Annotated in this window: 20 protein-coding genes; 13 read left to right on the forward strand and 7 right to left on the reverse strand. The window is 65.8% G+C overall.

The window, feature by feature from the left end; translation table 11 throughout:
* The first annotated feature begins 82 nt into the window (after positions 1-82).
* The 4 genes from CTR55_RS00700 to CTR55_RS00715 all read left to right on the forward strand — a co-directional run bounded on the left by CTR55_RS00700 (position 83) and on the right by CTR55_RS00715 (position 4,777).
* Entirely contained in the window at positions 83-2,194 is a 2,112-nt protein-coding gene (locus CTR55_RS00700) for a TonB-dependent copper receptor (protein ID WP_296283623.1), read from the forward strand.
* Positions 2,195-2,246: 52 nt separating this feature from the next.
* Entirely contained in the window at positions 2,247-3,617 is a 1,371-nt protein-coding gene (locus CTR55_RS00705; RefSeq protein WP_296283625.1) for a PepSY domain-containing protein, read from the forward strand.
* Positions 3,618-3,746: 129 nt separating this feature from the next.
* Entirely contained in the window at positions 3,747-4,235 is a 489-nt protein-coding gene (locus CTR55_RS00710) for a copper chaperone PCu(A)C (RefSeq protein WP_296283626.1), read from the forward strand.
* Positions 4,235-4,777 (forward strand): GNAT family N-acetyltransferase, encoded by a 543-nt coding sequence (locus tag CTR55_RS00715; RefSeq protein WP_296283628.1) that lies wholly within the window; start codon positions 4,235-4,237, stop codon positions 4,775-4,777. The genes CTR55_RS00710 and CTR55_RS00715 overlap by 1 nt, the downstream gene beginning before the upstream one ends.
* Here the strand turns inward: CTR55_RS00715 and CTR55_RS00720 are convergent.
* The 4 genes from CTR55_RS00720 to xseA all read right to left on the reverse strand — a co-directional run bounded on the left by CTR55_RS00720 (position 4,758) and on the right by xseA (position 8,320).
* Positions 4,758-5,093: a DUF2809 domain-containing protein gene (locus CTR55_RS00720; RefSeq protein ID WP_296283630.1), complete on the reverse strand. Its 336-nt coding sequence runs from the start codon at positions 5,091-5,093 to the stop codon at positions 4,758-4,760. The genes CTR55_RS00715 and CTR55_RS00720 overlap by 20 nt on opposite strands.
* Positions 5,094-5,146: 53 nt before the next feature.
* Positions 5,147-5,983, reverse strand: a complete 837-nt coding sequence (locus CTR55_RS00725) for a M23 family metallopeptidase (protein ID WP_296283632.1) — start codon at positions 5,981-5,983, stop codon at positions 5,147-5,149.
* 195 nt (positions 5,984-6,178) lie between these two features.
* Positions 6,179-6,934, reverse strand: coding sequence for a M15 family metallopeptidase (locus CTR55_RS00730; RefSeq protein WP_296283635.1), 756 nt, complete (start codon positions 6,932-6,934; stop codon positions 6,179-6,181).
* 6 nt (positions 6,935-6,940) lie between these two features.
* A complete protein-coding gene (xseA, locus tag CTR55_RS00735; protein ID WP_296283637.1) occupies positions 6,941-8,320 on the reverse strand; it encodes an exodeoxyribonuclease VII large subunit in 1,380 nt (459 codons plus the stop codon).
* Between the two features lie 148 nt (positions 8,321-8,468).
* On the opposite strand from xseA, the gene guaB reads away from it, so the two are divergent.
* The 4 genes from guaB (at position 8,469) to tadA (ending at position 13,765) form a co-directional block, all read left to right on the forward strand.
* Positions 8,469-9,938 (forward strand): IMP dehydrogenase, encoded by a 1,470-nt coding sequence (guaB, locus tag CTR55_RS00740; RefSeq protein ID WP_296283639.1) that lies wholly within the window; start codon positions 8,469-8,471, stop codon positions 9,936-9,938.
* A gap of 82 nt (positions 9,939-10,020) precedes the next feature.
* Positions 10,021-11,598 (forward strand): glutamine-hydrolyzing GMP synthase, encoded by a 1,578-nt coding sequence (gene guaA, locus CTR55_RS00745; RefSeq protein ID WP_296283641.1) that lies wholly within the window; start codon positions 10,021-10,023, stop codon positions 11,596-11,598.
* Positions 11,599-11,855: 257 nt separating this feature from the next.
* A complete protein-coding gene (locus CTR55_RS00750; RefSeq protein ID WP_296283644.1) occupies positions 11,856-13,259 on the forward strand; it encodes a multicopper oxidase family protein in 1,404 nt (467 codons plus the stop codon).
* Positions 13,250-13,765 (forward strand): tRNA adenosine(34) deaminase TadA, encoded by a 516-nt coding sequence (gene tadA / locus CTR55_RS00755; protein WP_296283955.1) that lies wholly within the window; start codon positions 13,250-13,252, stop codon positions 13,763-13,765. The genes CTR55_RS00750 and tadA overlap by 10 nt, the downstream gene beginning before the upstream one ends.
* A gap of 192 nt (positions 13,766-13,957) precedes the next feature.
* Here the strand turns inward: tadA and mltF are convergent, their stop codons facing one another.
* Positions 13,958-15,433, reverse strand: coding sequence for a membrane-bound lytic murein transglycosylase MltF (mltF, locus tag CTR55_RS00760; RefSeq protein WP_296283645.1), 1,476 nt, complete (start codon positions 15,431-15,433; stop codon positions 13,958-13,960).
* Between the two features lie 289 nt (positions 15,434-15,722).
* On the opposite strand from mltF, the gene purL reads away from it, so the two are divergent.
* Positions 15,723-19,619, forward strand: coding sequence for a phosphoribosylformylglycinamidine synthase (purL, locus tag CTR55_RS00765; protein ID WP_296283647.1), 3,897 nt, complete (start codon positions 15,723-15,725; stop codon positions 19,617-19,619).
* Between the two features lie 161 nt (positions 19,620-19,780).
* Here the strand turns inward: purL and rnt are convergent, their stop codons facing one another.
* Positions 19,781-20,461, reverse strand: a complete 681-nt coding sequence (rnt, locus tag CTR55_RS00770; protein ID WP_296283648.1) for a ribonuclease T — start codon at positions 20,459-20,461, stop codon at positions 19,781-19,783.
* Positions 20,458-21,504 (reverse strand): dihydroorotase, encoded by a 1,047-nt coding sequence (gene pyrC, locus CTR55_RS00775; protein ID WP_296283649.1) that lies wholly within the window; start codon positions 21,502-21,504, stop codon positions 20,458-20,460. Before pyrC ends, rnt begins: the two co-directional genes overlap by 4 nt.
* 138 nt (positions 21,505-21,642) lie before the next feature.
* Between pyrC and CTR55_RS00780 the strand changes: the two genes are divergently transcribed.
* From CTR55_RS00780 to ppnN, 4 genes are all read left to right on the forward strand, one after another.
* On the forward strand, positions 21,643-22,635 hold the full coding sequence (locus CTR55_RS00780) for an OmpA family protein (RefSeq protein WP_296283650.1): 993 nt from the start codon (positions 21,643-21,645) through the stop codon (positions 22,633-22,635).
* Positions 22,636-22,767: 132 nt separating this feature from the next.
* Positions 22,768-23,985: an argininosuccinate synthase gene (locus CTR55_RS00785; RefSeq protein WP_296283956.1), complete on the forward strand. Its 1,218-nt coding sequence runs from the start codon at positions 22,768-22,770 to the stop codon at positions 23,983-23,985.
* 155 nt (positions 23,986-24,140) lie between these two features.
* Positions 24,141-24,533 carry a lactoylglutathione lyase gene (gloA, locus tag CTR55_RS00790; RefSeq protein WP_296283651.1) on the forward strand — a complete coding sequence of 131 codons (393 nt, stop codon included), beginning with the start codon at positions 24,141-24,143 and terminating at the stop codon, positions 24,531-24,533.
* A 298-nt stretch (positions 24,534-24,831) separates the two neighbouring features.
* Complete coding sequence (gene ppnN / locus CTR55_RS00795; RefSeq protein WP_296283652.1) at positions 24,832-26,223, forward strand: nucleotide 5'-monophosphate nucleosidase PpnN; 1,392 nt, start codon at positions 24,832-24,834, stop codon at positions 26,221-26,223.
* Positions 26,224-26,232 lie beyond the last annotated feature (9 nt).

Consider the following 26,232-nt stretch of genomic DNA (forward strand, 5'->3'; position numbering starts at 1 on the left):
CCGGCGCGGATGATCGCTTCCGCCTGTGCGCCGTGCGTGTACGCCTGGAGCGGATGTTTTCACCGATCATGGAATTCATGGAATGTCCCGCATACTTATGCGCCGTCGGCCAAGTGCCGCTAGCCTGCGCGCCCTGTGCGCGCTGACCGCCCTGGGTGGTTTCACTGCCGTTCCGGCCCTGGCCGACGAAGAAGATCATTCAGCGCACGTCACCGATGCGTCGGTGACTGAACTGGCTCCCAGCGTCATCACGGCCGTGGCGCAGAGCTCGCCGCTGACCATCGTCACCGACCCCAAGCAGCCGCGCCAACCGATCCCAGCCAGCGACGGTGCCGACTACCTCAAGACCATCCCCGGCTTCTCCGCCATCCGCAATGGCGGCACCAACGGTGACCCGGTGCTGCGCGGCATGTTCGGCTCGCGCCTGAATATCCTCACCAACGGCACCACCATGCTCGGCGCCTGCCCGGCGCGGATGGACGCGCCCACCTCCTATATCTCGCCGGAAACCTACGACAAGCTCACCGTGGTCAAGGGCCCGGAGACCGTGATCTGGGGCCCAGGCGCCTCCGCCGGGACCATCCGCTTCGACCGCGAGCCGGAGCGTTTCGGCGAGCTGGGCACCCGTGTCAACGGCAGCCTCGTCGCCGGCTCCAACGGCCGCTTCGACCGCGTGCTGGACGCCGCCGCTGGCGGGCAGCTGGGTTACGTGCGGGTCACCGGCAACAAATCGCAGTCCGACGACTACGAGGACGGCAGCGGCAACACCGTGCCTTCGCGCTGGAACAAGTGGAACGGCGACGTGGCCGTGGGCTGGACGCCGGACGCCGATACCGTGGTCGAACTCACCGCCGGCAAGGGCGATGGTGAAGCCCGCTACGCCGGACGCGGCATGGATGGCTCGCAGTTCAAGCGCGAAAGCCTCGGCCTGCGCTTCGAGAAATCCAACATCGGCGAGGTGCTCGACAAGCTGGAGGCGCAGGTCTACTACAACTACGCCGACCACGTGATGGACAACTACAGCCTGCGGACGCCCTCGGGCACCGGCATGATGGCGGGCCCCATGGCCTCCAACGTCGACCGCCGCACCCTGGGCGGGCGCCTTGCCGCCACCTGGCGCTGGGACGATTTCAAGCTGATCACCGGGGTCGATGCGCAGACCAACGAGCATCGCCAGCGCAGTGGCATGGGCATCAACACCTACGATGACCAGCCGTGGAACAAGGATGCGGTCTTCCACAACTATGGCGCCTTCGGCGAACTGACCTGGTACGCCGCCGACCGCGACCGGGTGATCAGTGGCGTGCGCCTGGACCGCGCCTCGGCCAAGGATTACCGGCAGACCACTGGCTCGGGCATGATGGTGCGCCCGAACCCGACGGCGGACGACACCCGCGCCGACACCCTGCCCAGCGGCTTCGTGCGTTATGAGCACGACCTGGCCGACACACCGACCACCCTGTACGCCGGCCTCGGCCACGTGCAGCGCTTCCCCGACTACTGGGAGCTGTTCTCGCCGAACAAGGGGCCGGCCGGCTCGGTCAACGCCTTCGACAGCATCAAGCCGGAGAAGACCACCCAGCTGGACTTCGGCGCGCAGTACGAGGACGAGAAGCTCAAGGCCTGGGCATCGGGCTACGTTGGTGTGATCCGCGATTACATCCTGTTCGACTACATGCCCAGCGGCATGATGGGCCGCACCTCCCAGGCGCGAAACATCGACGCGCGGATCATGGGTGGCGAGCTGGGCGCGGCCTACGCGCTGACCAGCAACTGGACTGCCGACGGCACCCTGGCCTACGCCTGGGGCAAGAACACCACTGACGGCAGTGCGCTGCCGCAGATGCCGCCGCTGGAGGCGCGCTTCGGCCTCAGTTACGAGGAAGGTGACTGGAGCGCCGGTGGTCTCTGGCGCGTGGTCGCGCACCAGGGCCGCATCGCGCAGAACCAGGGCAACGTGGTCGGCTACGACTTCGACGAAAGCCCCGGCTTCGCGGTGTTCTCGCTCAACGGCGCGTACAAGCTGAGCAAAAACCTCAAGGTCAGCACCGGCGTCGACAACCTGTTCGACAAGGACTACGCCGAGCACCTGAACCTGGCAGGCAACGCCGGCTTCGGCTACCCGGCCAACGACCCCGAATCGATCCACGAGCCGGGACGTACGTTCTGGACCAAAGTGGACTTCAGCTTCTAAGCCCGACCGGCCCCCGCTGGTCGGGGGCCTCCTTGCGTGAGGAGACCAACGAATGCACAAGAAGACATTCGATTTCTACAACCTGGCCTGGCGCTGGCACTTCTATGCCGGGCTGTTCGTTGCGCCGTTCATGATCCTGCTGTCGCTCACCGGGATCATCTACCTGTTCAAGCCGCAGCTCGACCCGCTGATGTACAGCGATCTGCTGCAGGTGAAGCCGGGCGAAGTACGGCTGTCCGCCGACGAGCAACTGATGCACCTGCATCACCAGAACCCGCAGTTGCAGGTCAGCCAGTACCTGCCTGCGCCGACCGCTGATCGCAGCGCGCAGTTCGTTGCTCAATTGGATGGGCGCGAGGTGAACGCCTTCGTCGATCCCTACAGCGGCAAGCTGCTCGGTGTGCAGGATGCCAAGTCCAACCTGCAGGCGATGGCCCGTGCGCTGCACGGCGAGTTGATGATCGGCACCGTGGGCGACCGGCTGATCGAGCTGGCCGCCGGCTGGGGCATCGTGCTGGTGGTTTCCGGCCTGTACCTGTGGTGGCCGCGCCAGCGCTCGCTGCGCGTGCTGCTCTGGCCGGACCTGTCGCGTCGCGGCCGCGCGCTGTGGCGCGAGGTGCACGTGGTGGTCGGCTTCTGGGGCTCGCTGCTGATGCTGTTCATGCTGCTCACCGGCATGACCTGGACCGGCTTCTGGGGCAAGACCTTCGCCGATGTGTGGAACCGCTTCCCGGCGCCCATGTGGAACGAGGTGCCGAAGTCGGACCTGGAGGCGCGCACGCTCAACGAGGCGCACCGCCAGACCATCCCCTGGGCGATGGAAAACACCCCGATGCCGATGTCCGGCGGCGACCATGCCGAGCACATGGCCCACGGTTCCGGCGGCATGGCGATGCCGCAGATCAGCTTGCAGCAGGTGGTCGATGCCGCCGACCAGGCCGGTGTGACGCCGGGCTATGCCATTGCGATGCCCAAGGGCGAGGAGGGGGTATTCACCGTCTCGGTGTTCGCCGACGACTCGCGCAACGACGCCACCCTGCACATCGACCAATACACCGGCAAAGTGCTCGCCGACGTGCGCTGGAAGGACTACGGGCTGGTGGCCAAGGGCGTCGAATCCGGCGTGATGCTGCACGAAGGCAAGATGTTCGGCCTGTTCAACCAGCTGCTCATGCTCGCCGTCTGCCTGATGATCCTGCTCAGCGCGGTCAGCGGCCTGTGGATCTGGTGGAAGCGCCGCCCGCAGGGTCGCCTCGGTGTGCCGCCGATGCCCCACGCGCTGCCGGTGTGGAAGGGCGGGGTGGTGATCATGGTCATCCTCGGCGTCGCCTTCCCACTGGTGGGTGCGTCGCTGCTGCTGGTGTGGGGGCTGGACTGGGCGGTGCTGTCGCGGATCAAGCCGCGCAGCCCGGCCCTGGGTTGATGTGCGCGTTGTTTTACCCTGACGCCTGCCGCGAGGCAGGCTATGCTGCGGCGCGATCGTTGCGCCCGCGGCCCGATGGATTCCCGCCGCTCTGGCGGACCTGATCACAAGCCAACTGGAGTCTCGAACATGCGTAAAACCCTGCTCGCTTTCGCTGTCCTGCTGGGCTTCTCCGGCGCCGCCATGGCCCACGAATACGAGGCTGGCAACCTGCACATCGACCACCCGTGGTCGCTGCTGCTGCCGGCCAACTCGGTGAACGGCGCCGCCTACTTCATCGTGCAGAACCACGGCAAGGAGGCGGACCGCCTGCTTGGCGCCGACACCGACCGCGCCGCCAGCGCCGAGGTCCACCAGCACATCGAGAAGGACGGCATGATGAAGATGGTGAAGGTCGAGGGCGTGGACATTCCCGCCGGCGGCAAGATCGTCTTCGCGCCCGGCCAGTATCACCTGATGCTGTTCGGCCTGAAGAAGCCCCTCACCGACGGCGAGCGCTTCCCGCTGACCCTGCACTTCCAGAAGGCCGGTGATGTGAAGGTCGAGGTCGCGGTGCAGAAAGATGCACCGAAGGGCACGGACATGGGCCACGACATGCACGGCATGAAGATGAACTGATGAGCGACCGGCTCCTGCGCCCGTTGGTGTGGGCGCAAGACGGCGAGTGGCTGCTGGGTTTCGACGGCAGCTACTCGAGCGACTCGATCCTGCGGATCGAGAGCGCCGCTGATGGTTTCATCCTGCGCGAGGAGCGTCTGGCCGAGACGCAGACCAAGCGCTATCCCTTCGCCGACCTGAAGGATGACGTCACGGCGGCCGACTGGACCGCTGTGGTCGTCGACGAGGAAGGCGAGCGCCTGGGCTTCGCCATCGCCCGCTACGAAATCTGGAACCGCCGTGCGGTGCTGGACGACCTGTTCGTCCTCGCCGATGCGCGCGGGCAGGGCGTTGGCCGGCAATTGCTGGAAGGCTGCGTGGACTGGGCGCGCGGAACCGAGGCGCGCCACCTGTGGCTGGAAACCCAGAACCTCAACCTGCCGGCGGTGGGCTTCTACCGCTCCCGTGGCTTCGCGCTCAGCGGACTGTCCACCGACCTCTACGATCCGGCGCAGGTGCTGCCCGGGGAGATGGCGCTGTACTTCAGTTACCCGCTGGCCTGAGGGCCAGGCGCGTCTGCCGCGCCGCGAGGATCACCACGAAACCGATGCAGTAGGCCAGCACGTCCAGCCAATCCGGCGTGGCGCCCAGCACGATGCGCAGGGCGCGGTTGCCGATCTGCCAGTGCAGCGTTGCGGCGAGGAACTGGCCGAATTCGATCAGCAGTCCGCCGACCAACGCCGCGCCGGCCAGCCAGGGCATAGGCGCATCCAGCACGGCGCGCAGCAGGCAGTACAGCCAGATGACCGCCAGCACGTCACCGCCGAAACCGCGCAGCCAGCCGAGGCTCGCCCCGGCCGTGGCCAGCCAGACGAGCACGGCGAGCCAGAGCAGGGCGAAGAGCGCGCTGCGTCCATCGAAACGAATGCGGATCAGGGCTTGAACACGCCGATGAAGATCGCCGGGTCGACGCGGGCGTCGTTCAGGCTGACGTTCCAGTGCATGTGCGGCCCGGTGGCGCGGCCGGTGGCACCGACACGGCCAACGACGCCGCCGCGCGGGAGTTGATCGCCCAGTTTCACATCGATCTTCGACATGTGGCAGAACATGCTGATGAAGCCCTGGCCGTGGTCGACGAACACAGTGTTGCCGTTGAAGAAGTAGTTGCCGATCAGGATCACCTTGCCGGCGGCCGGTGTCTTGATCGGGGTGCCGGCCGGCACGGCGAAGTCCAGTCCGGAGTGCGGGTTGCGCTCCTCGCCGTTGAAGAAACGACGCAGGCCGAAGGGGCTGGAGAGCGGACCGTTGACCGGCTTGTCCAGCACCAGGTTGCTCGGCGTGCCGGGGCTGAAGCTGCGGTAGGCGGCGGTCTGCTCGGCCAGCTCGCGGTTGATGCGCTTGAGGTCCTCGGGCAGCGGGTTCACCTGGCGGGTGTTCTTCAGGGTGATGCGCTGCTCTTTATAGTGCTTGTTGCCCACGCTGAAGCCGAGGTTGCGGCTGGCGCCGGCCTGCTTCACGACGATCTGCTGGCTGCCGGCCTTGGCGGTCAGCGGAATGCCGACGATGGCGATCCAGTCGCGGCCCTCCTCGCGCACCACCAGCACCGGTTTGCCCTGGTAGGTGGCGGTCGGCACGGCGGCATCCTGGCCCAGTTGGACGACAGCGACGCCGCCGGGCACCGGCTTGTTCAGCGTGCGGCTGATGAAGCCTTCGGCGTGGGCGGACAAGGTGAAAAGGGTGGCGATGAGCAGGCAGCAGAGTCGGAACATTGCGCTATCCGTGGACGTGTCGGCGGATGAAGCGGGCAGTCTACACGGGCCGCTTCGGCGGGCGCGGCGATTTCGTCGAAAGCGGAACGTCTTGGCGGGTAGCTGTTCGTAGGAGCGAGCTTGCTCGCGAACCAGCCACTGCGGCGGGGCCGTTCGCGAGCAAGCTCGCTCCTACAATTGCCAGATGCTTCCGCGCTATCGGCGCAGCCCTTCGAGCTGCTGGCGCCACAGCTGTTCCAGCGATAGCACCTGTGCTGGGCCATAGATGGCGTGGGGCTTGCCCAGGTGCGCAGCCCACAGCTGGTCGCCGTAGTCGTAGTGCCACCACTCGCTGGAGAGGTTGCTGAAGCCTGCCGCCGTCATGGCGTTGAACAGCTTCCGGCGGTTGTCGCGCGCACGTCGCTGAGCTTCGTCCGGCGCGGCGATCTCTTCGTAATGGCGGGTGTAGGAGCGCGGCGTCGCCTCGTCGAACAGGCTGCCCATGTCCAGCCAGCGGCCTTCGCGGTCGCACAGGGTCAGGTCGATGGCACCACCGGTGAGGTGCGGGCTGGGAGACTCGGCACGGGTGCTGGGCGGCGCAACGAACTCACGGGTGCGCCGGGTCAGCTCGCGCGGATCGGCGTCCGGCTCATGCTGGCGGAGGATGTCGTAGAGCGTGTCGTACAGGTGCTGCTGAACGGCGAAGGGCCGCCAGGCATCGAGGATCACCAGGCGGATGCCGTCGGGCAGCAGACTGGCGGCGTGCAGCAGGCGCTCGAAGACTTCCGTGCGCGCATAGCATTCCGGCTGCGCGTTGGGCACACCCAGGCGGTGATACGCCGGCCACACCGTGAAACCGGTGGCGATGCCCAGGGCCTGCAGCGGCTGGTCGCATTCGATGATCGGTACGCGGAAGGCCTCGGCCCAATCGGGATCGGGTTGCGGCAGGATCGGCGCGAGCAGGTCGGTCATTGGCAATCAGTCCAGCAGGGAGAGGGTAACGGGCGCCTGGTGGTTGTCCTCCACCCGCACCTCCAGCTCGCCGTCGCCCAGTTTGGCCTTGAGGCGCTGGCCGTTCGTCGTCTGCGCGGCGCTGCGGATCGCCTGGCCCTTGTCGTCCAGCAGGATGCTGTAGCCACGGCCGAGGGTCGCCAGCGGGCTGACGATGTGCAGCGTCTGCATCAGGCTGTCGAGGCGCTGGCGCTGTTCGCGCAGGATCGCCTGGGTGGCGCGCGGCAGGCGGGCGCTGAGGTTGTCCAGGCGCTGGCGCAGCAGGGCGAGGTTACGGCCAGGGTGTTGCGCGGCCAGGCGGGTGTCCAGCCGCGCGACGCGCTCGTGGCGAATCTGCAGCTGGCGCTCGAAGGCGCGGCGCAGGCGCATGTCCAGGTCGTCCAGGCGCTGGGACTGCTGGCGCAGGCGCTCGCCGGGGTGGCGCAGGCGGCGGGCGGTGCCTTCCAGGCGCAGGCGCTCGCGGGTCAGGCGGTCCTGGATGCGCAGGATCAGCCGGCGGCGCAGGCCGTCCAGGCGCTGCTGCAGGTCACCGCTGTGAGGCGCGAGCAGTTCGGCGGCAGCTGACGGAGTGGGCGCGCGCACGTCGGCGACGAAATCGCTGATGGATACGTCCGTTTCATGGCCGACGGCACTGACGATGGGCGTCACGCAGGCGGCGATGGCGCGGGCTACGGGCTCCTCGTTGAAGCACCAGAGGTCTTCCAGCGAGCCACCGCCACGGGCCAGGATCAGCGCGTCGAAACCCTGGGCGTCGGCCAGCTTCAGCGCGCGGACGATCTGCCCGATGGCCTCGCGGCCCTGCACGGCGGTAGGGATCAGGGTCAGTTCGACCTGCGGCGCGCGGCGGCGGAACACGCTGATGATGTCGCGGATCACCGCGCCGGTAGGCGAGCTGACGATGCCGATACGGCGCGGATGCGCGGGCAGCTCCTGCTTGCGTTCGGCGGCGAACAGACCCTCGGCGGCGAGCTTTTCCTTGAGTGCCTCGAAGGCCAGGCGCAGGGCGCCGTCACCGGCCGGCTCGACGGTATCGGCGATCAGTTGGTAGTCGCCGCGCCCTTCAAACAGCGAAATCTTGCCGCGAACCCGCACGGCGAGGCCGTCGCGCAGGGCCTGGCGCACGCGCAGGGCGTTCTGCCGGAACAGCGCGCAGCGCACCTGGGCGTTGCTGTCCTTCAGGGTGAAATACAGGTGGCCGGATGCGGGGCGCGCGAGGTTGGAGATCTCGCCCTCGACCCAGACCTGCGGGAACACGTCCTCCAGCAGGTGGCGGGCGCGTTGGTTGAGTTGGCTGACGGTCAGAACCTCGCGGTCGAGGCCCAGCCGTTGGAAGGGATCTTTCTGCATGGCGAAGGATGATAAGCGTGCCCGCGGACAGGGGCCAGCGCGCAAGGTCGACAAAGCCTTCATTCAGATCGTCCGGTTGCGTTGAGCCCGACCCCCTGACTGAGATATAATGCCGCGCTTCCATTTTTCCCGATCGGGAGCCCCCGCCATGCTGCGCATCAGCCAAGAAGCCCTCACTTTCGACGACGTCCTCCTGATCCCAGGTTATTCGGAAGTCCTGCCCAAGGACGTGAGTCTCAAGACTCGCCTGACCCGGGGCATCGAACTGAACATCCCGCTGGTGTCCGCCGCGATGGATACCGTGACCGAAGCCCGCCTGGCCATCGCCATGGCGCAGGAAGGCGGCATCGGCATCATCCACAAGAACATGAGCATCGAGCAGCAGGCCGCCGAGGTCCGCAAGGTCAAGAAGCACGAGACAGCCATCGTTCGCGATCCGGTCACCGTGACCCCCTCGACCAAGATCATCGAGCTGCTGCAGATCGCCCGCGAATATGGTTTCTCCGGTTTCCCGGTGGTGGAAGAGGGTGAGCTGGTCGGTATCGTCACCGGCCGCGACCTGCGCGTGAAGCCGAACGTCGGCGACAGCGTCTTCGCGATCATGACCCCGAAGGACAAGCTGGTCACCGCCCGCGAAGGCACCGCCCTGGAAGAGATCAAGGCTGCCCTCTACGAAAACCGCATCGAGAAGATGCTGGTGGTCGATGACAAGTTCCGCCTGACCGGGCTGGTGACCTTCCGCGACATCGAGAAGGCCAAGACCTACCCGCTGGCTTCCAAGGACGACGAAGGCCGCCTGCGCGTCGGCGCAGCCGTCGGTACCGGCGCTGACACCGGCGAGCGTGTTTCCGCCCTGGTCGCCGCTGGCGTTGACGTGGTTGTCGTCGACACCGCCCACGGCCACTCCAAAGGCGTGATCGACCGCGTGCGCTGGGTGAAGGAAACCTTCCCGCAGGTCCAGGTCATCGGCGGCAACATCGCCACCGGCGAAGCGGCCAAGGCACTGGCTGACGCTGGCGCCGACGCCGTCAAGGTCGGCATCGGTCCGGGCTCCATCTGCACCACCCGTATCGTCGCTGGCGTCGGCGTGCCGCAGATCTCCGCCATCGCCAACGTCGCCGCTGCCCTCGAAGGCACCGGCGTTCCGCTGATCGCCGACGGCGGCATCCGCTTCTCCGGCGACCTGGCCAAGGCCATGGTGGCGGGCGCGTACTGCGTGATGATGGGTTCGATGTTCGCCGGTACCGAAGAGGCACCGGGCGAGATCGAGCTGTTCCAGGGCCGCTCCTACAAGTCCTACCGTGGCATGGGTTCGCTGGGTGCCATGGCTGGCTCCACCGGTTCCTCCGACCGCTACTTCCAGGACGCCTCCGCCGGCGCCGAGAAGCTGGTGCCCGAAGGCATCGAAGGTCGCGTGCCCTATAAAGGTCAACTGACCGCCATCGTCCACCAACTGATGGGTGGCCTGCGCGCCGCCATGGGCTACACCGGCAGTGGCGATATCCAGGACATGCGCACCAAGCCGCAGTTCGTGCGTATCACCGGCGCCGGCATGGCCGAGTCCCACGTCCACGATGTGCAGATCACCAAGGAAGCCCCGAACTACCGCGTAGGTTGAGGGTTCCACGGTAAATGAGTCGGACACGGGGCTGGTTGATACAGCCCCGTGTCGTTTAAGAATTTCGCTACGAGAGATGGCCATGGCCCAAGACATTCACGCTCACCGGATCCTGATCCTCGACTTCGGCTCCCAGTACACCCAGCTGATCGCCCGCCGCGTTCGCGAGATCGGCGTGTACTGCGAAATCCATCCGTTCGACATGAGCGACGACGAGGTTCGTGCCTTCGCCCCGCGCGGCGTCATCCTTGCCGGTGGCCCGGAGTCGGTGCACGAAGCCAACAGCCCGCGCGCGCCGCAGGCGGTGTTCGACCTGAAGGTGCCGCTGTTCGGCATCTGCTACGGCATGCAGACCATGGCCGAGCAGATGGGCGGCAAGGTGCTGGGCTCTGAGCTGCGCGAGTTCGGTTACGCCCGTGTCGATGTGGTCGCCAAGGCCCGCCTGCTGGACGGCATCGAAGATTGCGTCAGTGAAGACGGCGTGTTCGGCCTCGACGTGTGGATGAGCCACGGCGACAAGGTCACCGAGATCCCGGCCGGCTTCCACATCCTCGCCAGCACCCCGAGCTGCCCGATCGCCGCCATGGCGGACGATGCCCGTGGCTACTACGGCGTGCAGTTCCACCCGGAAGTGACCCACACCAAGCAGGGTGGTCGCATCCTCTCGCGCTTCGTGCTGGACATCTGCGGCTGCGAAGCCCTGTGGACTCCGTCCAACATCGTCAACGACGCCATCGCCACCGTGCGCGCCCAGGTGGGCTCGTCCAAGGTGCTGCTGGGCCTGTCCGGCGGTGTCGACTCCTCGGTGGTCGCGGCCCTGCTGCACAAGGCCATCGGCGACCAGCTGACCTGCGTCTTCGTCGACAACGGCCTGCTGCGCCTGCACGAAGGTGACCAGGTGATGGCCATGTTCGCCGAGAACATGGGCGTCAAGGTGATCCGCGCCAACGCCGAAGAGAAGTTCCTTGGCCGCCTGGCCGGTGTCAGCGACCCGGAGCAGAAGCGCAAGATCATCGGCGGCAGCTTCATCGAAGTCTTCGATGAGGAAGCCACCAAGCTGCAGGATGTGAAGTTCCTCGCCCAGGGCACCATCTACCCCGACGTGATCGAGTCGGCCGGCGCCAAGACCGGCAAGGCCCACGTGATCAAGTCGCACCACAACGTCGGTGGCCTGCCCGAAGACATGCAGTTCGAGCTGGTCGAGCCGCTGCGCGAGCTGTTCAAGGACGAGGTCCGCAAGATCGGTCTGGAGCTGGGCCTGCCCTACGACATGGTCTACCGCCACCCGTTCCCGGGCCCGGGCCTGGGCGTGCGCATCCTCGGTGAAGTGAAGAAGGAATACGCCGACATCCTGCGTCGCGCCGACCACATCTTCATCGAAGAGCTGCGCAACTTCGACTGGTACCACAAGACCAGTCAGGCCTTCGTGGTGTTCCAGCCGGTGAAGTCGGTCGGCGTGGTTGGTGATGGCCGTCGCTACGCCTGGGTCGTGGCCCTGCGCGCCGTGGAAACCATCGACTTCATGACCGCTCGCTGGGCGCACCTGCCGTACGAGCTGCTGGAGAAGGTCTCGAACCGCATCATCAACGAGATCGAAGGCATCTCCCGCGTCACCTACGACGTGTCGAGCAAGCCGCCCGCCACCATCGAGTGGGAATGATCGGGGACGCTTAACATCCCCTTAACGAAGAGGGCGGCATGCTCGCCGCTTTCTTCGGCAGGCGAGGGCGGGAATAGCCGTCCTTGACCTGGCGCATGAGAGGCATTTGCCTCTTCATGCACAGTTGCTTTCTGCTTCTGTATCGTACAAGGCAGAACCGTGCAGCCGGCCGCAAGAGCCTGGCGCCGAGCGCGAAACGCGCCACCTCCGTGAAAGCCGATGGGGTCGCAAGTCCCTTGTTTGAGGAGTCTGGACCCATGTCGTTTACCCGTAGACAAGTACTCGGCGGCATCGCCGGCCTGGCCGTGCTCGGCCTGGGCGCCGGTGGCGCACGCCTCTGGCTGGCGCGCCCGGAAGTGGCCGCCGAACACGATTACGAACTGATCGCCGCCCCGCTGGACCTGGAGCTGGTGCCCGGCCACAAGAGCCCCGGCCTGGGTTATGGCGGCCAGGCCCCCGGTGTGGAAATCCGCGCGCGCCAGGGCGACTGGCTGCGAGTGCGTTTCACCAACAAGCTCGATGAGCCGACCACCATCCACTGGCACGGCATCCGCCTGCCGATCGAGATGGACGGCGTGCCCTACATCTCGCAGCCGCCGGTGCAGCCGGGCGAGAGCTTCGTCTACCAGTTCAAGACGCCGGACGCCGGCAGCTACTGGTATCACCCGCACTTGATGAGCAGCGAACAGCTGGGCCGTGGCCTGGTCGGGCCGCTGATCATCGATGAGCGTGAGCCCACCGAGTTCACCAGCGAGAAGGTCCTCTGCCTGAAGACCTGGCACGTGGACGAAGAGGGCAATTTCACGCCCTTCAGCATTCCCCGCGAGGCCGCGCGCGAAGGGACCCGTGGGCGTCTGTCGACCATCAACGGCGAACGCACGCCGGTCATCGAACTGCCGGCCGGCGAGATCGTCCGCGTGCGTCTGCTCAATGTCGACAACACCGTCACCTACCGCCTCAACCTGCCGGACGCCGAGGCGAAGATCTACGCCATCGACGGTCACCCGGTGGAGCCGCGTGACTTCGGCAAGGGGCCCAAGGACCAGTACTGGATCGGCCCCGGCATGCGCCTGGAGCTGGGTATCCGCGGCCCGGCGGAGGGCGCCGAGCTGTCGCTGCGCAACGGCCCCGTACGCCTGGCGACCATCCGTGGCGTCGCCAACCCCAAGGCACCAACGGCCAAGTGGCCGGCTCAGCTGCCGCACAACCCGGTGGCCGAGCCGGACCTGAAGAATGCCGAGACCATCAACTTCAAGTTCGAGTGGGTCGGCGCCATGTCCGACTATTCCAAGGGCCAGTCGGCGCCTTCGCTGTGGCAGATCAATGGCGTGGCCTGGCAGGGCGGCGAGGAGCACAAGCACAACTCGCCGCCGCTGGCGAAGCTCAAGGAAGGCAACAGCTACATCTTCGTGCTGCGCAACATGACCCAGTACCAGCACCCGATCCACCTGCACGGCATGGCCTTCAAGGTGCTGGACTCCGATCGTCGGGAGATCATTCCGTATTTCACCGATACCTACCTGCTGGGCAAGAATGAGACGGCACGCGTGGCGCTGGTGGCGGATAACCCCGGCCTGTGGATGTTCCACTGCCACGTGATCGATCACATGGAGACCGGGCTGATGGGAACCATCGCGGTGGGCGAGGCATGGTGCGGCTGACCAACAGCAAGGGGCATCCGACGGTGAAGGGGCTGGCGCCGGTCATCGACCGCAGCCAGGACATCCCCTTCATGCGTGAAGCCATGGCGCTGGCCGAACAGGGCGCGGCCCTCGGCGAAGTGCCGGTGGGTGCCGTGCTGGTGCTGGATGGCCAGGTCGTCGGCCGTGGCTTCAACCGGCCGATCACCTCCCACGATCCCAGTGCTCACGCGGAGGTGGTCGCCATCCGCGAAGCCGCCGCTGCGGCGCAGAACTACCGCCTGCCTGGCAGCACTCTCTATGTCACCCTCGAACCCTGCAGCATGTGCGCCGGCCTGCTGGTGCACTCGCGCATCCAGCGCGTGGTGTTCGGCGCCACGGAGCCGAAATCCGGCGTGGTGATCAGTCGCGGCAATTTCTTCGAACAGGATTTCCTCAACCACCGGGTGCTGGTGGAAGGCGGCGTGCTGGGGGAGGAGTGCAGCGCGATGCTTTCGGCTTTCTTCAAGGCGCGGCGCAAGGGCTGAGTTCAAGCTCTTCGTAGGAGCGAGCTTGCTCGCGAACCTCGCTCCGTCGGTACTTCTGCGTGAACGCAAACTCTGATCGCGGATGAATCCGCTCCTGCGGGAGCATGCCATTGCCTGCGCTAGCGTAGGAGCGGACTCCGTCCGCGATCGGTACGGCGCGGCATTGTTCGCAAATGGAATGAAGGGGAAGCCTCAGAGCTTCTGATCCCGCCCATCATCATCGTTGGGCTTGGTCTTGTTCACGCCCGGCAGGTGCAGGCCGCTTTCGGCGAGCTGGCCGCCTTCCATCTGCGGCTGGGTCACCCAGGTGAGGATGTCGTAGTAACGGCGCACGTTCTGCACGAAATGCACTGTCTCGCCGCCGCGCGCGTAGCCGTAGCGCGTCTTGCGGTAGTACTGCTTCTGCGCCAGGCGCGGCAGCATCTTCTTGACGTCGAGCCACTTGTTCGGGTTCAGGCCTTCCTGCTCGGCCATCTTGCGCGCGTCTTCCAGGTGGGCGCCGCCGATGTTGTAGGCGGCCAGGGCGAACCAGCTGCGGTCCGGGTCCTTGATGCTGTCGGGCAGCTCGTCCTTGATCTGCACGTAATACTTGCTGCCGCCCTGGATGCTCTGCTTCGGGTCCAGACGGTTGGCCACGCCCATGGCTCGGGCGGTACGGTTGGTCAGCATCATCAGGCCGCGCACGCCGGTCTTGGAGGTCGCGTCGGGCTGCCACATGGATTCCTGGTAGCCGATGGCGGCCAGCAGGCGCCAGTCGGCCTCGAGCTTGGTGCCGCTCTGGCGGAAGTGCGGTTCGTACTTGGGCAGACGCTGCTGCAGATGCTGGGCGAAGGTGTAGGCGCCGACGTAGCCAAGCACGTCCACGTGGCCGTAGTAGCGGTCCTTTAGGCGTTGCAGCAGGCCGTCCTGCTTGGCCTTGTCGAGGAAGGCGTTGACCTTCTCCAGCAGGCTGTTGTCATCGCCTGCCGGCAGTGCCCAGGCCAGGCCCTTGGCATCGCCAAAGTCGAAGGCGACGCGCACGTTGGGGAAGTACACCTGGTTCATCGCCAGCTCGTTGGAGTCCACCAGGGTCAGGTCGATCTCGCCGACATCCACCATGCGCAGCAGGTCGACCATCTCGTCGGCGTCGGACTCGCGGTACTCCAGCTTGGGGTAGCGCTTCTTCAGTTCCGCCAACTGCGCGGCATGGCTGCTGCCTTTCAATACGACGATGCGTTTGCCGACCAGATCGTCCGGGCGGGTCGGGCGCTGGGCGCCATTGCGGTAGACCACCTGGGGAGTGACATCGAGATAGGAGTGCGAGTAGCGCACCTGGGCATCGCGCTCACCGCCCGGAGTCAGGCCGGCAGCGGCGAGGTTCGGCCCGCCGTCGCGGCCGAGGCGGTCGTAGAGGTCGTCGATATTGTCGGCAGTTTCGATCTGCAACTGCACGCCCAGGCTGTCGGCGAAGCGCTTGGCCAGCTCGTATTCGAAGCCGGTATCGCCGTTGCGGTCCTGGAAGTAGGTGGCCGGACTGTTGCGGGTGATGACGCGCAGCACGCCGTCCTTCTGCACGCGCTCGAGGGCCGTCGGGGCTTTCGCCTCGCTACAGCCGGAAAGCAGCAGAAAGATACAGGTCGCCAAGATCCAGGCGGTGCAGCGCACACGGGACACAGTCAGGGCAAGCATCAGGGCAGTATACGCAAAGGCCGTTGTGCGCCATATCTCGACAGCTTGAAGCATCTCTGCTAGTTGCCGCGCCGTTCGTCGGCAATTTTGGCGTCGAAGGCCGTGTGTCGGGCTTTTCCCAAGGCTGCTCGAAGGCCTTCGAAGATGAATGGCGATTTCCGCCGGAGCAACGGCAAGGAAGGTACTTGAAAGCTGCCGCCCGGCAGCGCTTTACGGTAGAATGCACGGCCTCTGTGGGCCGGCCCGTCCGGCCCCACACACTTCCCCGTCTCCAGAGGCTGTTCCGACAATGCTGATCCTGCGCGGTGCTCCCGCCCTTTCCGCTTTCCGCCACGGCAAACTGCTCGACCTGCTGACCCAGCATGTGCCCGCCGTCACCGGGCTGTATGCCGAGTTTGCGCACTTCGCCGAGGTCACCGGAGCCCTCAACGCCGAGGAAGAACAAGTCCTGGCGCGCCTGCTGAAATACGGCCCCAGCGTCCCGGTGCAGGAACCCGCCGGTCGCCTGTTCCTGGTGCTCCCGCGCTTCGGCACCATCTCGCCCTGGTCGAGCAAGGCCTCGGACATCGCCCGCAACTGCGGCCTGGCGAAGATCGAGCGCCTCGAGCGCGGCATCGCCTACTACGTCACCGGTGAGCTGAGCGAGGCCGACGCGCAAGCTGTCGCCGCCCGCCTGCACGACCGCATGACCCAGCTGGTGCTGAATCAACTGGAAGAAGCTTCGGCCCTGTTCAGCCACGCCCAGCCCAAGCCGCTGACCGTGATCGACATCCTCGCTGGCGGTCGCGCTGCGCTGGAGAAGGCCAACCTCGAGCTGGGCCTGGCCCTGGCCGATGACGAGATCGACTACCTGGTAAAAAGCTTCGTCGAGATGGGCCGCAACCCGCACGACGTCGAGCTGATGATGTTCGCCCAGGCCAACTCCGAGCACTGCCGCCACAAGATCTTCAACGCCAGTTGGGATATCGACGGCCAGTCGCAGGACAAGAGCCTGTTCGGCATGATCAAGAACACCTATGAAATGCACCGCGAAGGCGTGCTGTCCGCCTACAAGGACAACGCCGCGGTAATGAAAGGCTATGTCGCCGGGCGCTTCTACCCGAACGCCGAGACCCGCGAGTACGCGGCCAGCGAAGAGCCCGTGCATATCCTGATGAAGGTGGAGACCCACAACCACCCGACCGCCATCGCCCCCTTCCCCGGCGCCTCTACCGGCTCCGGCGGCGAGATCCGCGACGAAGGCGCTACCGGCCGTGGCGCCAAGCCCAAGGCCGGCCTGGTCGGCTTCACCGTCTCCAACCTGAACATCCCCGGTTTCGAGCAGCCCTGGGAAGTGCCCTATGGCAAACCCGAGCGCATCGTCACCCCGCTGGACATCATGATCGAAGGCCCGCTGGGCGGCGCCGCGTTCAACAACGAATTCGGCCGCCCGAACCTGGCCGGCTACTTCCGTACCTTCGAGCAGGCCATCGCCACCCCGCGCGGCGAGGAAGTCCGTGGCTACCACAAGCCGATCATGATCGCCGGCGGCCTGGGCAACATCCGCGAAGACCACGTGCAGAAAGGCGAGATCTCGGTCGGCGCCAAGCTGATCGTGCTCGGCGGCCCGGCCATGCTGATCGGCCTGGGCGGCGGCGCTGCTTCCTCCATGGCCACCGGCTCGTCCGCCGCTGACCTGGACTTCGCCTCGGTGCAGCGCGAGAACCCGGAAATGGAACGCCGTTGCCAGGAGGTCATCGACCGCTGCTGGCAGATGGGCGAGAACAACCCGATCAAGTTCATCCACGACGTGGGCGCGGGCGGCATCTCCAACGCCCTGCCGGAACTGATCAACGACGGTGGCCGTGGCGGCCGCTTCGAACTGCGCGCCGTGCCCAACGACGAGCCGGGCATGAGCCCGCTGGAAATCTGGTGCAACGAGTCGCAGGAACGCTACGTGATGTCGGTAGACGCTGCCGACTTCGAGACCTTCAAGGCCATCTGCGAGCGCGAGCGCTGCCCGTTCGCCGTGGTCGGCGAAGCCACCGAAGAGATGCAACTGACCGTCGCCGACAGCCACTTCGGCAACAAGCCGGTGGACATGCCGCTCGAAGTGCTGCTCGGCAAGCCGCCGCGCATGCACCGTTCGGTCAGCCGAGAAGCCGAGCTGGGCGATGATTTCGCTGCCGCCGGCCTGGACCTGAGCGAATCGACCGAGCGCGTCCTGCGTCATCCGGCCGTGGCCAGCAAGAACTTCCTGATCACCATTGGTGACCGCACCATTACCGGCCTGGTTGCCCGCGACCAGTTGGTCGGCCCGTGGCAGGTGCCGGTGGCCGACTGCGCCGTCACCGCTACCAGCTTCGACGTCTACACCGGTGAAGCCATGGCCATGGGCGAGCGCACGCCGCTGGCCGTGATCGATGCCCCGGCCTCTGGCCGCATGGCGATCGGCGAGACCATCACCAACCTGGCCGCCGCGAGCATCGACAAGATCTCCGAGATCAAGCTCTCCGCCAACTGGATGGCCGCCGCCGGTCACCCGGGCGAAGACGCTCGCCTGTACGACACCGTCAAGGCGGTCGGCATGGAGCTGTGCCCGGCGCTGGGCATCACCATCCCGGTGGGCAAGGACTCCATGTCCATGAAGACCCGCTGGCAGGATGGCGACGCCGAGAAGAGCGTCACTTCGCCGATGTCGCTGATCATTTCCGGCTTCGCCCCGGTCAACGACGTGCGCAAGACCCTGACCCCGCAACTGCGCCTGGACAAGGGCGAGACCGACCTGGTCGTCATCGACCTGGGCCGTGGCAAGAACCGCATGGGCGGCTCCATCCTCGCCCAGGTCAACGGCCAGATCGGTCGCGCCGCTCCGGACGTCGACGATGCCGAAGACCTGAAGGCGTTCTTCGCCGTGATCCAGGGCCTGAACGCCGACGGCCACCTGCTGGCCTACCACGACCGTTCCGACGGCGGCCTGATGGCCACCGTGGTGGAAATGGCCTTCGCCGGTCATTGCGGTCTGGACCTGAACCTCGACGCGCTGGCCGAGAGTCGCGACGAACTGACCGCCGCCCTGTTCAACGAAGAACTCGGTGCTGTGATTCAGGTTCGCTCTGCTGCCACCCCGGAAGTGCTGGCCCAGTTCAGCGCCGCCGGCCTGGAAGACTGCGTCGCGGTCATCGGCCAGCCGGCCAAGGGCGCCGAGATCGAGCTGTCCTTCAATGGCGAGCGCGTCTTCCATGCCCAGCGCCGCAACCTGCAGCGTATCTGGAGCGAAACCAGTTACCGCATCCAGCGCATGCGCGACAACGTCGAGTGTGCGGACCAGGAATTCGACGGTCTGCTGGACGAAGACAACAGCGGCCTGTCGGTGAAGCTGAGCTTTGACGTCAACGACAACATCGCCGCGCCCTACATCAAGAAAGGCGTGCGCCCGCAGATCGCCATCCTGCGTGAGCAGGGCGTGAACGGTCAGGTCGAAATGGCTGCCGCATTCGACCGCGCCGGCTTCGCCGCGGTCGATGTGCACATGAGCGATATCCTCTCCGGCCGCGTCAGCCTGGAGCAGTTCAAGGGCCTGGTGGCCTGCGGCGGCTTCTCCTACGGCGACGTCCTTGGCGCTGGCGAAGGCTGGGCCAAGTCGATCCTGTTCAACACCCGTGCCCGCGATGGCTTCCAGGCGTTCTTCGAGCGCAAGGACAGCTTCGCCCTCGGCGTGTGCAACGGTTGCCAGATGATGTCCAACCTGCACGAGCTGATCCCTGGCACCGAGTTCTGGCCGCACTTCGTGCGCAACCGCTCCGAGCAGTTCGAAGCGCGCGTGGCGATGGTCCAGGTGCAGGAGTCGCAGTCGATCTTCCTGCGCGGCATGGCCGGTTCGCGCCTGCCGATCGCCATCGCCCACGGCGAAGGCCATGCGGAGTTCGAGAGCGAGGAAGCACTGCTGGAAGCCGATCTGTCTGGCACCGTGGCTCTGCGTTTCGTCGACAACCAGGGCAAGGTCACCGAGACCTACCCGGCCAACCCGAACGGCTCGCCGCGTGGTATCACCGGTCTGACCAGCCGCGACGGCCGCGTCACCATCATGATGCCGCACCCGGAGCGGGTATTCCGCGCCGTGCAGAACTCCTGGCGTCCGGACGAGTGGGAAGAGGACGGCGGCTGGATGCGCATGTTCCGCAACGCTCGCGTCTGGGTTGGCTGAGTTCCGCCTGATGCGCGACGAGAAAGGGGAAAGCTTCGGCTTTCCCCTTTTTCTTTGCTGTTTCGACGGCGAAGTGAGCTCGTAGGCGCGACCCTGCGCGCTCCCGCAAGTAGAAAGAAAAAGCCCCGCAAGTGCGGGGCTTTTCATTCAGGAATGAGCGATCAGTGATCGTCTTCCATCCAGCCGCCGAATTCCTTCCAGCGGTTGACGATGCCGCAGAACAGCTCGGCGGTCTTCTCGGTGTCGTAGCGTGCCGAGTGGGCCTCGCGGTTGTCGAACTCGATACCGGCGGTCTGGCAGGCCTTGGCCAGTACGGTCTGACCGTAGGCAAGGCCGGCGAGGGTGGCGGTGTCGAAGCTGGAGAACGGGTGGAACGGGTTGCGCTTCACGCCGCTGCGGTTGACCGCGGCATTGAGGAAGCCCAGGTCGAAGCTGCTGTTGTGGCCGACCAGGATCGCCCGCTTGCAGCCGTTGGATTTCAGCGACTTGCGGATGCCGCGGAAGATCTCGGTCAGCGCCTGCTCTTCCTGCACGGCCATGCGCAGCGGGTGGTCCAGCTTGATGCCGGTGAACTCCAGCGCGGCTTGCTCGATGTTGGCGCCTTCGAAGGGCTCCACGCGGAAGAAGTAGGTGTGCTCGGGGAACAGGTAACCACTGTCGTCCATGCCGATGGTGACGGCGGCGATTTCCAGCAGCGCGTCGGTGGCGCAGTTGAAGCCGCCGGTCTCGACGTCCACCACGACCGGCAGGTAGCCGCGGAAACGGCGTGCCATCGGGTGGCGCGGGCCGGGCGGGAAGGAGCCGTCGAGCTCTTCTTCGAAGATTTCGTTCTCGTCACTCATGCTTGGTTCTCCAGCAGGCGCCAGCGCAGCTTCTCGCCGGCACGCAGCGGGACTACATCGAAGTCGCCGAACGGCAGCGTTGCCGGGGCTTCCCATTCTTCACGCACCAGGGTGATGCGGTCGCTGTTGCGCGGCAGGCCGTAGAAATCCGGGCCATGCAGGCTGGCGAAGCCTTCCAGCTTGTCCAGCGCGTTGCGTTGCTCGAAGGCTTCGGCGTACAGCTCGATGGCGGCGTAGGCGGTGTAGCAGCCGGCGCAGCCGCAGGCGGCTTCCTTGGCGTGACGCGCGTGAGGTGCCGAGTCGGTGCCGAGGAAGAACTTCGCGCTGCCGCTGGTGGCCGCATCCAGCAGGGCTTCCTGGTGGGTGTTGCGCTTGAGGATCGGCAGGCAATAGAAGTGCGGGCGGATGCCGCCAACCAGCATGTGGTTGCGGTTGTACAGCAGGTGGTGCGCGGTGATGGTGGCGCCTACGTTGGCCGGGGCGGCCTTGACGAAGGCGGCGGCATCGCCGGTGGTGATGTGCTCGAAGACGACCTTCAGCGTCGGGAAACGCTCGACCACGCGGGTCAGGTGCTCGTCGATGAAGCGCTTCTCGCGGTCGAACACGTCGACCTCGGCGCGGGTCACCTCGCCATGCACCAGCAGCGGCAGGCCGACTTCGGCCATGGCTTCGAGTACGTGGAAGATGTTGTCGACGCTGGTCACGCCGGAGTCGGAGTTGGTGGTGGCGCCGGCGGGGTACAGCTTGGCGGCGTGCACGAAACCGGACGCCTTGGCGGCGCGGACTTCCTCGGCGCTGGTGCGGTCGGTGAGGTAGAGCACCATCAGCGGCTCGAAGCGGCTGCCGGCCGGACGGGCGGCGAGGATGCGCTGGCGGTAGGCGTCGGCTTCGGCGGCGTCGCGTACCGGCGGAACCAGGTTCGGCATGATGATGGCGCGGCCGAAGGTGCGGGCGGCGTCGCCGACGGTTTGCGCGAGTGCGGCGCCGTCGCGCAGGTGGATGTGCCAGTCGTCGGGGCGCAGGAGTGTCAGGCGGTCGGACATGCGGATTCCAGGGGTGCGGTTGCAGCGGGAAGAGGGGGAAATGCTACCGGAAAAGGCCGTCGCCGGCACTCGCTATCAAGTTTTGCCAGGGCCGACCGATAGATTGTGGGACGCCTATTTACCTGTGTGGATGCCACCGTGCGCCAGTCTTCTGTTCTCCTGCTCACTCTTTGCGCGAGCCTTCCGGCCTGGGGGCTGACCTTCCAGCCGCGTCTGGAAAGCGCGCAATGGACGGTGGCGGGCGATCAGTTCGAGTGCCGGCTGTCGCAGAGTGTCGGCGGTTTCGGTGTCGGTGAGTTCGTCTGGCGCGCCGGCGAGCAACCGACCTTCCGTCTCAAGTCCCAGCAGGGCTGGCTCGGCACCGGCTCGGCGACCCTGCTGGCGGCCGCACCGCCATGGCGGCCGGGGCAGGGTGACGTGAACCTGGGCTCGGTGCGCGTGGGTGCCGGCGAGGTGCCGCTCAACAGTACCCAACAGCAGGCCGGGCGTCTGCTCGGCGGCCTGCTGGAAGGCCGTACGCCGGAAGTTCGCCATCGGACCCGCACCGGTGAAAGCCTGCTGGTGCGGCTGCTGCCGACCCGTTTCGCCGACGCTTACGCGCAGTTCCAGGACTGTTCGACGAAGATGCTTCCGGTCAACTTCGATCAGGTGCGTCAGAGCCAGGTCGGTTTCCCCGACGGCGGCACCGAGGTCGATGCCCTGGGCCGTGCCAAGCTGGACATCATCCTGGAATACATGAAGGCCGATCCGACGGTGAACCGCATCGAACTGGACGGCCATTCGGACAACAGCGGCAATCGTCTGGCCAACCGTGAGGCGTCGCGCCGCCGCGCCATCGCGGTGATGGAGTACTTGAAGGCCAACGGCGTGGCCGAATCGCAGATCACCGTGCGCTTCTACGGTGAGCGCTACCCGCTGGTGAAGAACAATTCCGCCGCCAACCGCGCACAGAACCGCCGAGTGACGGTGAACCTGTCCCGTGAGGCGGTCGTCGAGCAGGCTCCCGCCGAAGTCCCGACCACCGCTCCGGCTCCCAGCGCCGCCAGTGTGCCCGCTCAGGGTGCGCCGGCAGCGCCTGCCACCAACGCTGCCAACCCACCCGCCACGCCGCCCGCGACACCCAAGGGCTGAGCCGCGGCAGCGAGTCGCACCGACGATAGTATTTGTCGCTTTGTCGTCTAAAGCTGTCGCCCCTCTGTAAATTATTCCGAGCGGACAGTAGAATCGGTCCCTTTCGTGGCAACCCCCGTGGAGTTGAGTGGCATGGCGGACGTGAAGAAGGTAGTCCTGGCGTATTCCGGTGGCCTGGATACCTCGGTAATTCTGAAGTGGCTGCAGGATACCTATAACTGTGAAGTGGTGACTTTCACCGCCGACCTGGGTCAGGGCGAGGAGGTCGAGCCGGCCCGTGCCAAGGCCAAGCAGATGGGCGTGAAAGAGGTCTTCATCGAGGACCTGCGAGAAGAGTTCGTCCGCGACTTCGTCTACCCGATGTTCCGTGCCAACACCGTCTACGAAGGCGAGTACCTGCTGGGTACTTCCATCGCCCGTCCGCTGATCGCCAAGCGCCTGATCGAGATCGCCAACGCCACCGGCGCTGACGCCATCTCCCACGGCGCTACCGGCAAGGGTAACGACCAGGTGCGTTTCGAGCTGGGCGCCTACGCGCTCAAGCCGGGCGTGAAGGTGATTGCTCCCTGGCGCGAGTGGGACCTGCTGTCCCGCGAGAAGCTGATGGACTACGCCGAAGCCCACAACATCCCGATCGAGCGCCACGGCAAGAAGAAATCGCCGTACTCCATGGATGCCAACCTGCTGCACATCTCCTATGAAGGCGGCGTGCTGGAAGACACCTGGACCGAGCACGAAGAGGACATGTGGAAATGGACCGTCTCCCCGGAGAAGGCCCCTGACGTCGCGACCTACATCGAGCTGACCTACCGCAAGGGCGACATTGTCGCCATCGACGGCAAGGACATGACGCCGGCCCAGGTGCTGGCCGAGCTGAACCGCATCGGCGGCGCCAACGGCATCGGCCGTCTGGATATCGTCGAGAACCGCTACGTCGGCATGAAGTCCCGTGGCTGCTACGAGACCCCCGGCGGCACCATCATGCTCAAGGCGCACCGCGCCATCGAGTCGATCACCCTGGACCGCGAAGTCGCTCACCTGAAGGACGAGCTGATGCCGCGCTACGCCAAGCTGATCTACACCGGCTACTGGTGGAGCCCGGAGCGTGAAATGCTCCAGCAGATGATCGATGCCTCCCAGGAGTACGTGAATGGCGTCGTGCGCCTGAAGCTGTACAAGGGCAACGTCATCGTGGTCGGCCGCAAGTCCGACGACTCGCTGTTCGATGCCAACATCGCGACCTTCGAGGAAGACGGCGGCGCCTACAACCAGGCCGATGCCGCAGGCTTCATCAAGCTCAACGCGCTGCGCATGCGTATCGCCGCGAACAAGGGCCGCAAGCTGTTCTAAGCGACCCTTGTAGGAGCGAGCTTGCTCGCGAAGCTTTTGCTTTTTGCGCGGTTCGCGAGCAAGCTCGCTCCTACAGTAGAACAACAATCCCCGGCCACGAGCCGGGGTTTGTGTTTATAAGCCCGCACTCCGGGCACCTGATGAGGAAAGAATCGATGAGACTGCTGCATACCATGCTGCGCGTCGGCGACATGGACAAATCCATCGCCTTCTACACCGAAGTCCTGGGCATGACCCTGCTGCGCCGCAAGGATTACCCGGACGGTCAGTTCACCCTGGCCTTCGTCGGTTACGGCAACGAGGACGACAACAGCGTCATCGAGCTGACCTACAACTGGGGTGTGGATAAGTACGAATTGGGCACCGGCTACGGCCACATCGCCCTGGAAGTGGCCGACGTCTACAAGGCCTGCGAAGACATCCGTTCCCGCGGCGGCAAGATCACCCGCGAACCGGGCCCGATGCAGCACGGCACCAGCATCCTCGCCTTTGTCGAAGACCCGGACGGCTACAAGATCGAGCTGCTCAGCCCGCAGCGCAAGGACTGACCCTTCGGCTGTCGTCGAAGCGTCCTTGGAGAAACCCCGCCCACCCGGCGGGGTTTTTCTTTTCCGCTGTCATCAGAAAGTCACCGCAGCGGTCATACTCAAAGGGCATCGACGTCGGACGCGTCGATTGCGGAAGCAGTTTCCGCCATTCGCTTGTCAGAGTCAGAAGGAGCAGTGCTGCGGGCCGGAGAATCCCCGCCGCGCCGCCCCCGGCAATGACGGCCGAATGGACGGCCGCATCGATTTATCGGAAGACCCCGCGCTTTGGCGCCCGGCTTCCATCGTCAAGGAATACAGCATGTCCCCAAGACCGGTAAACAATGCCTCGGTCAGCCCCAAGGGCAGCCTCGAAACCCTTTCCCAACGTGAAGTGCACCAGCTCAGCGAAGCCGGTTCAGGCAGCACCTACAAGCTCTTCCGCCAGTGTGCCCTGGCCATCCTCAACACCGGCACGCAGATCGACAACGCCAAGCACATCCTCGACGCCTACCGCGACTTCGAACTGGAAATCCACCAGCAGGACCGCGGCGTGCGCCTGGAACTGTTCAACGCGCCGGCCGACGCCTTCGTCGACGGCGAGATGATCGCCAGCACCCGCGAGATGCTGTTCAGCGCCCTGCGCGACATCGTCTACACGCAGAACGCGCTGAACAGCCGGCGCTTCGGCCTGGACAGCTCGGCCGGCATCACCGACTACGTCTTCCACCTGCTGCGCAACGCCCGCTCCCTGCACGCCGGCGTGGAGCCGAAGATCGTCGTGTGCTGGGGCGGCCACTCCATCAGCACCAACGAGTACAAGTACACCAAGAAGGTCGGCCACGAGCTGGGCTTGCGCAGCCTCGATGTCTGCACCGGCTGCGGCCCGGGCGTGATGAAGGGCCCGATGAAGGGCGCCACCATCGGCCACGCCAAGCAGCGCATCACCGATGGCCGCTACCTGGGCCTGACCGAACCGGGGATCATCGCTGCCGAGGCACCGAACCCCATCGTCAACGAACTGGTGATCCTGCCGGACATCGAGAAGCGCCTGGAGGCCTTCGTCCGCGTCGGCCACGGCATCATCGTGTTCCCCGGCGGCGTTGGCACGGCCGAGGAGTTCCTCTATCTGCTGGGCATCCTGATGCACCCGGAAAACCAGGACATGCCGTTCCCCCTGGTGCTCACCGGCCCGCGCAGCGCGGCGGCCTACATCGAACAGCTGCATGCCTTCGTCGGCGCGACCCTGGGCGAGGCGGCGCAGAAGCGCTACCGCATCATCATCGACGACCCGGCGGAAGTCGCGCGGGAAATGAGCACCGGGCTGAAGCGGGTCAAGCAGTTCCGCCGCGAGCGCAACGACGCCTACCACTTCAACTGGCTGCTGAAGATCGACGAGGGCTTCCAGCGCCCGTTCGAACCGACCCACGAGAACATGGCCAGCCTGGACCTGGGCCGCGATGTGCCGCCCCACGAGCTGGCGGCGAACCTGCGCCGGGCGTTCTCCGGCATCGTCGCCGGCAACGTGAAGGATCGTGGCATCCGCATGATCGAAGAGTTCGGTCCGTACGAGATCCACGGTGACGCGGCCATCATGGAACCGCTGGATGCGCTGTTGCAGGCCTTCGTCGAGCAGCACCGCATGAAGCTTCCGGGCGGCGCGGCGTACGAGCCGTGCTACCGGGTGGTGCAGCGGGCGGCAGCAACGGCATGAACCTGTAGG

It is taken from the genome of Pseudomonas sp., from assembly GCF_002796985.1.
Taxonomy (GTDB): domain Bacteria; phylum Pseudomonadota; class Gammaproteobacteria; order Pseudomonadales; family Pseudomonadaceae; genus Pseudomonas.

What these genes read in the sequence shown, in the direction of transcription:
- CTR55_RS00700 (WP_296283623.1), top strand. Translation starts at nt 83, where the DNA reads ATGTCCCGCATACTTATGCGCCGTCGGCCAAGTGCCGCTAGCCTGCGC.
- CTR55_RS00705 (WP_296283625.1), top strand. Translation starts at nt 2,247, where the DNA reads ATGCACAAGAAGACATTCGATTTCTACAACCTGGCCTGGCGCTGGCAC.
- CTR55_RS00710 (WP_296283626.1), top strand. Translation starts at nt 3,747, where the DNA reads ATGCGTAAAACCCTGCTCGCTTTCGCTGTCCTGCTGGGCTTCTCCGGC.
- CTR55_RS00715 (WP_296283628.1), top strand. Translation starts at nt 4,235, where the DNA reads ATGAGCGACCGGCTCCTGCGCCCGTTGGTGTGGGCGCAAGACGGCGAG.
- CTR55_RS00725 (WP_296283632.1), bottom strand. Translation starts at nt 5,983, where the DNA reads ATGTTCCGACTCTGCTGCCTGCTCATCGCCACCCTTTTCACCTTGTCC.
- CTR55_RS00730 (WP_296283635.1), bottom strand. Translation starts at nt 6,934, where the DNA reads ATGACCGACCTGCTCGCGCCGATCCTGCCGCAACCCGATCCCGATTGG.
- xseA (WP_296283637.1), bottom strand. Translation starts at nt 8,320, where the DNA reads ATGCAGAAAGATCCCTTCCAACGGCTGGGCCTCGACCGCGAGGTTCTG.
- guaB (WP_296283639.1), top strand. Translation starts at nt 8,469, where the DNA reads ATGCTGCGCATCAGCCAAGAAGCCCTCACTTTCGACGACGTCCTCCTG.
- guaA (WP_296283641.1), top strand. Translation starts at nt 10,021, where the DNA reads ATGGCCCAAGACATTCACGCTCACCGGATCCTGATCCTCGACTTCGGC.
- CTR55_RS00750 (WP_296283644.1), top strand. Translation starts at nt 11,856, where the DNA reads ATGTCGTTTACCCGTAGACAAGTACTCGGCGGCATCGCCGGCCTGGCC.
- mltF (WP_296283645.1), bottom strand. Translation starts at nt 15,433, where the DNA reads ATGCTTGCCCTGACTGTGTCCCGTGTGCGCTGCACCGCCTGGATCTTG.
- purL (WP_296283647.1), top strand. Translation starts at nt 15,723, where the DNA reads ATGCTGATCCTGCGCGGTGCTCCCGCCCTTTCCGCTTTCCGCCACGGC.
- rnt (WP_296283648.1), bottom strand. Translation starts at nt 20,461, where the DNA reads ATGAGTGACGAGAACGAAATCTTCGAAGAAGAGCTCGACGGCTCCTTC.
- pyrC (WP_296283649.1), bottom strand. Translation starts at nt 21,504, where the DNA reads ATGTCCGACCGCCTGACACTCCTGCGCCCCGACGACTGGCACATCCAC.
- CTR55_RS00785 (WP_296283956.1), top strand. Translation starts at nt 22,768, where the DNA reads ATGGCGGACGTGAAGAAGGTAGTCCTGGCGTATTCCGGTGGCCTGGAT.
- gloA (WP_296283651.1), top strand. Translation starts at nt 24,141, where the DNA reads ATGAGACTGCTGCATACCATGCTGCGCGTCGGCGACATGGACAAATCC.
- ppnN (WP_296283652.1), top strand. Translation starts at nt 24,832, where the DNA reads ATGTCCCCAAGACCGGTAAACAATGCCTCGGTCAGCCCCAAGGGCAGC.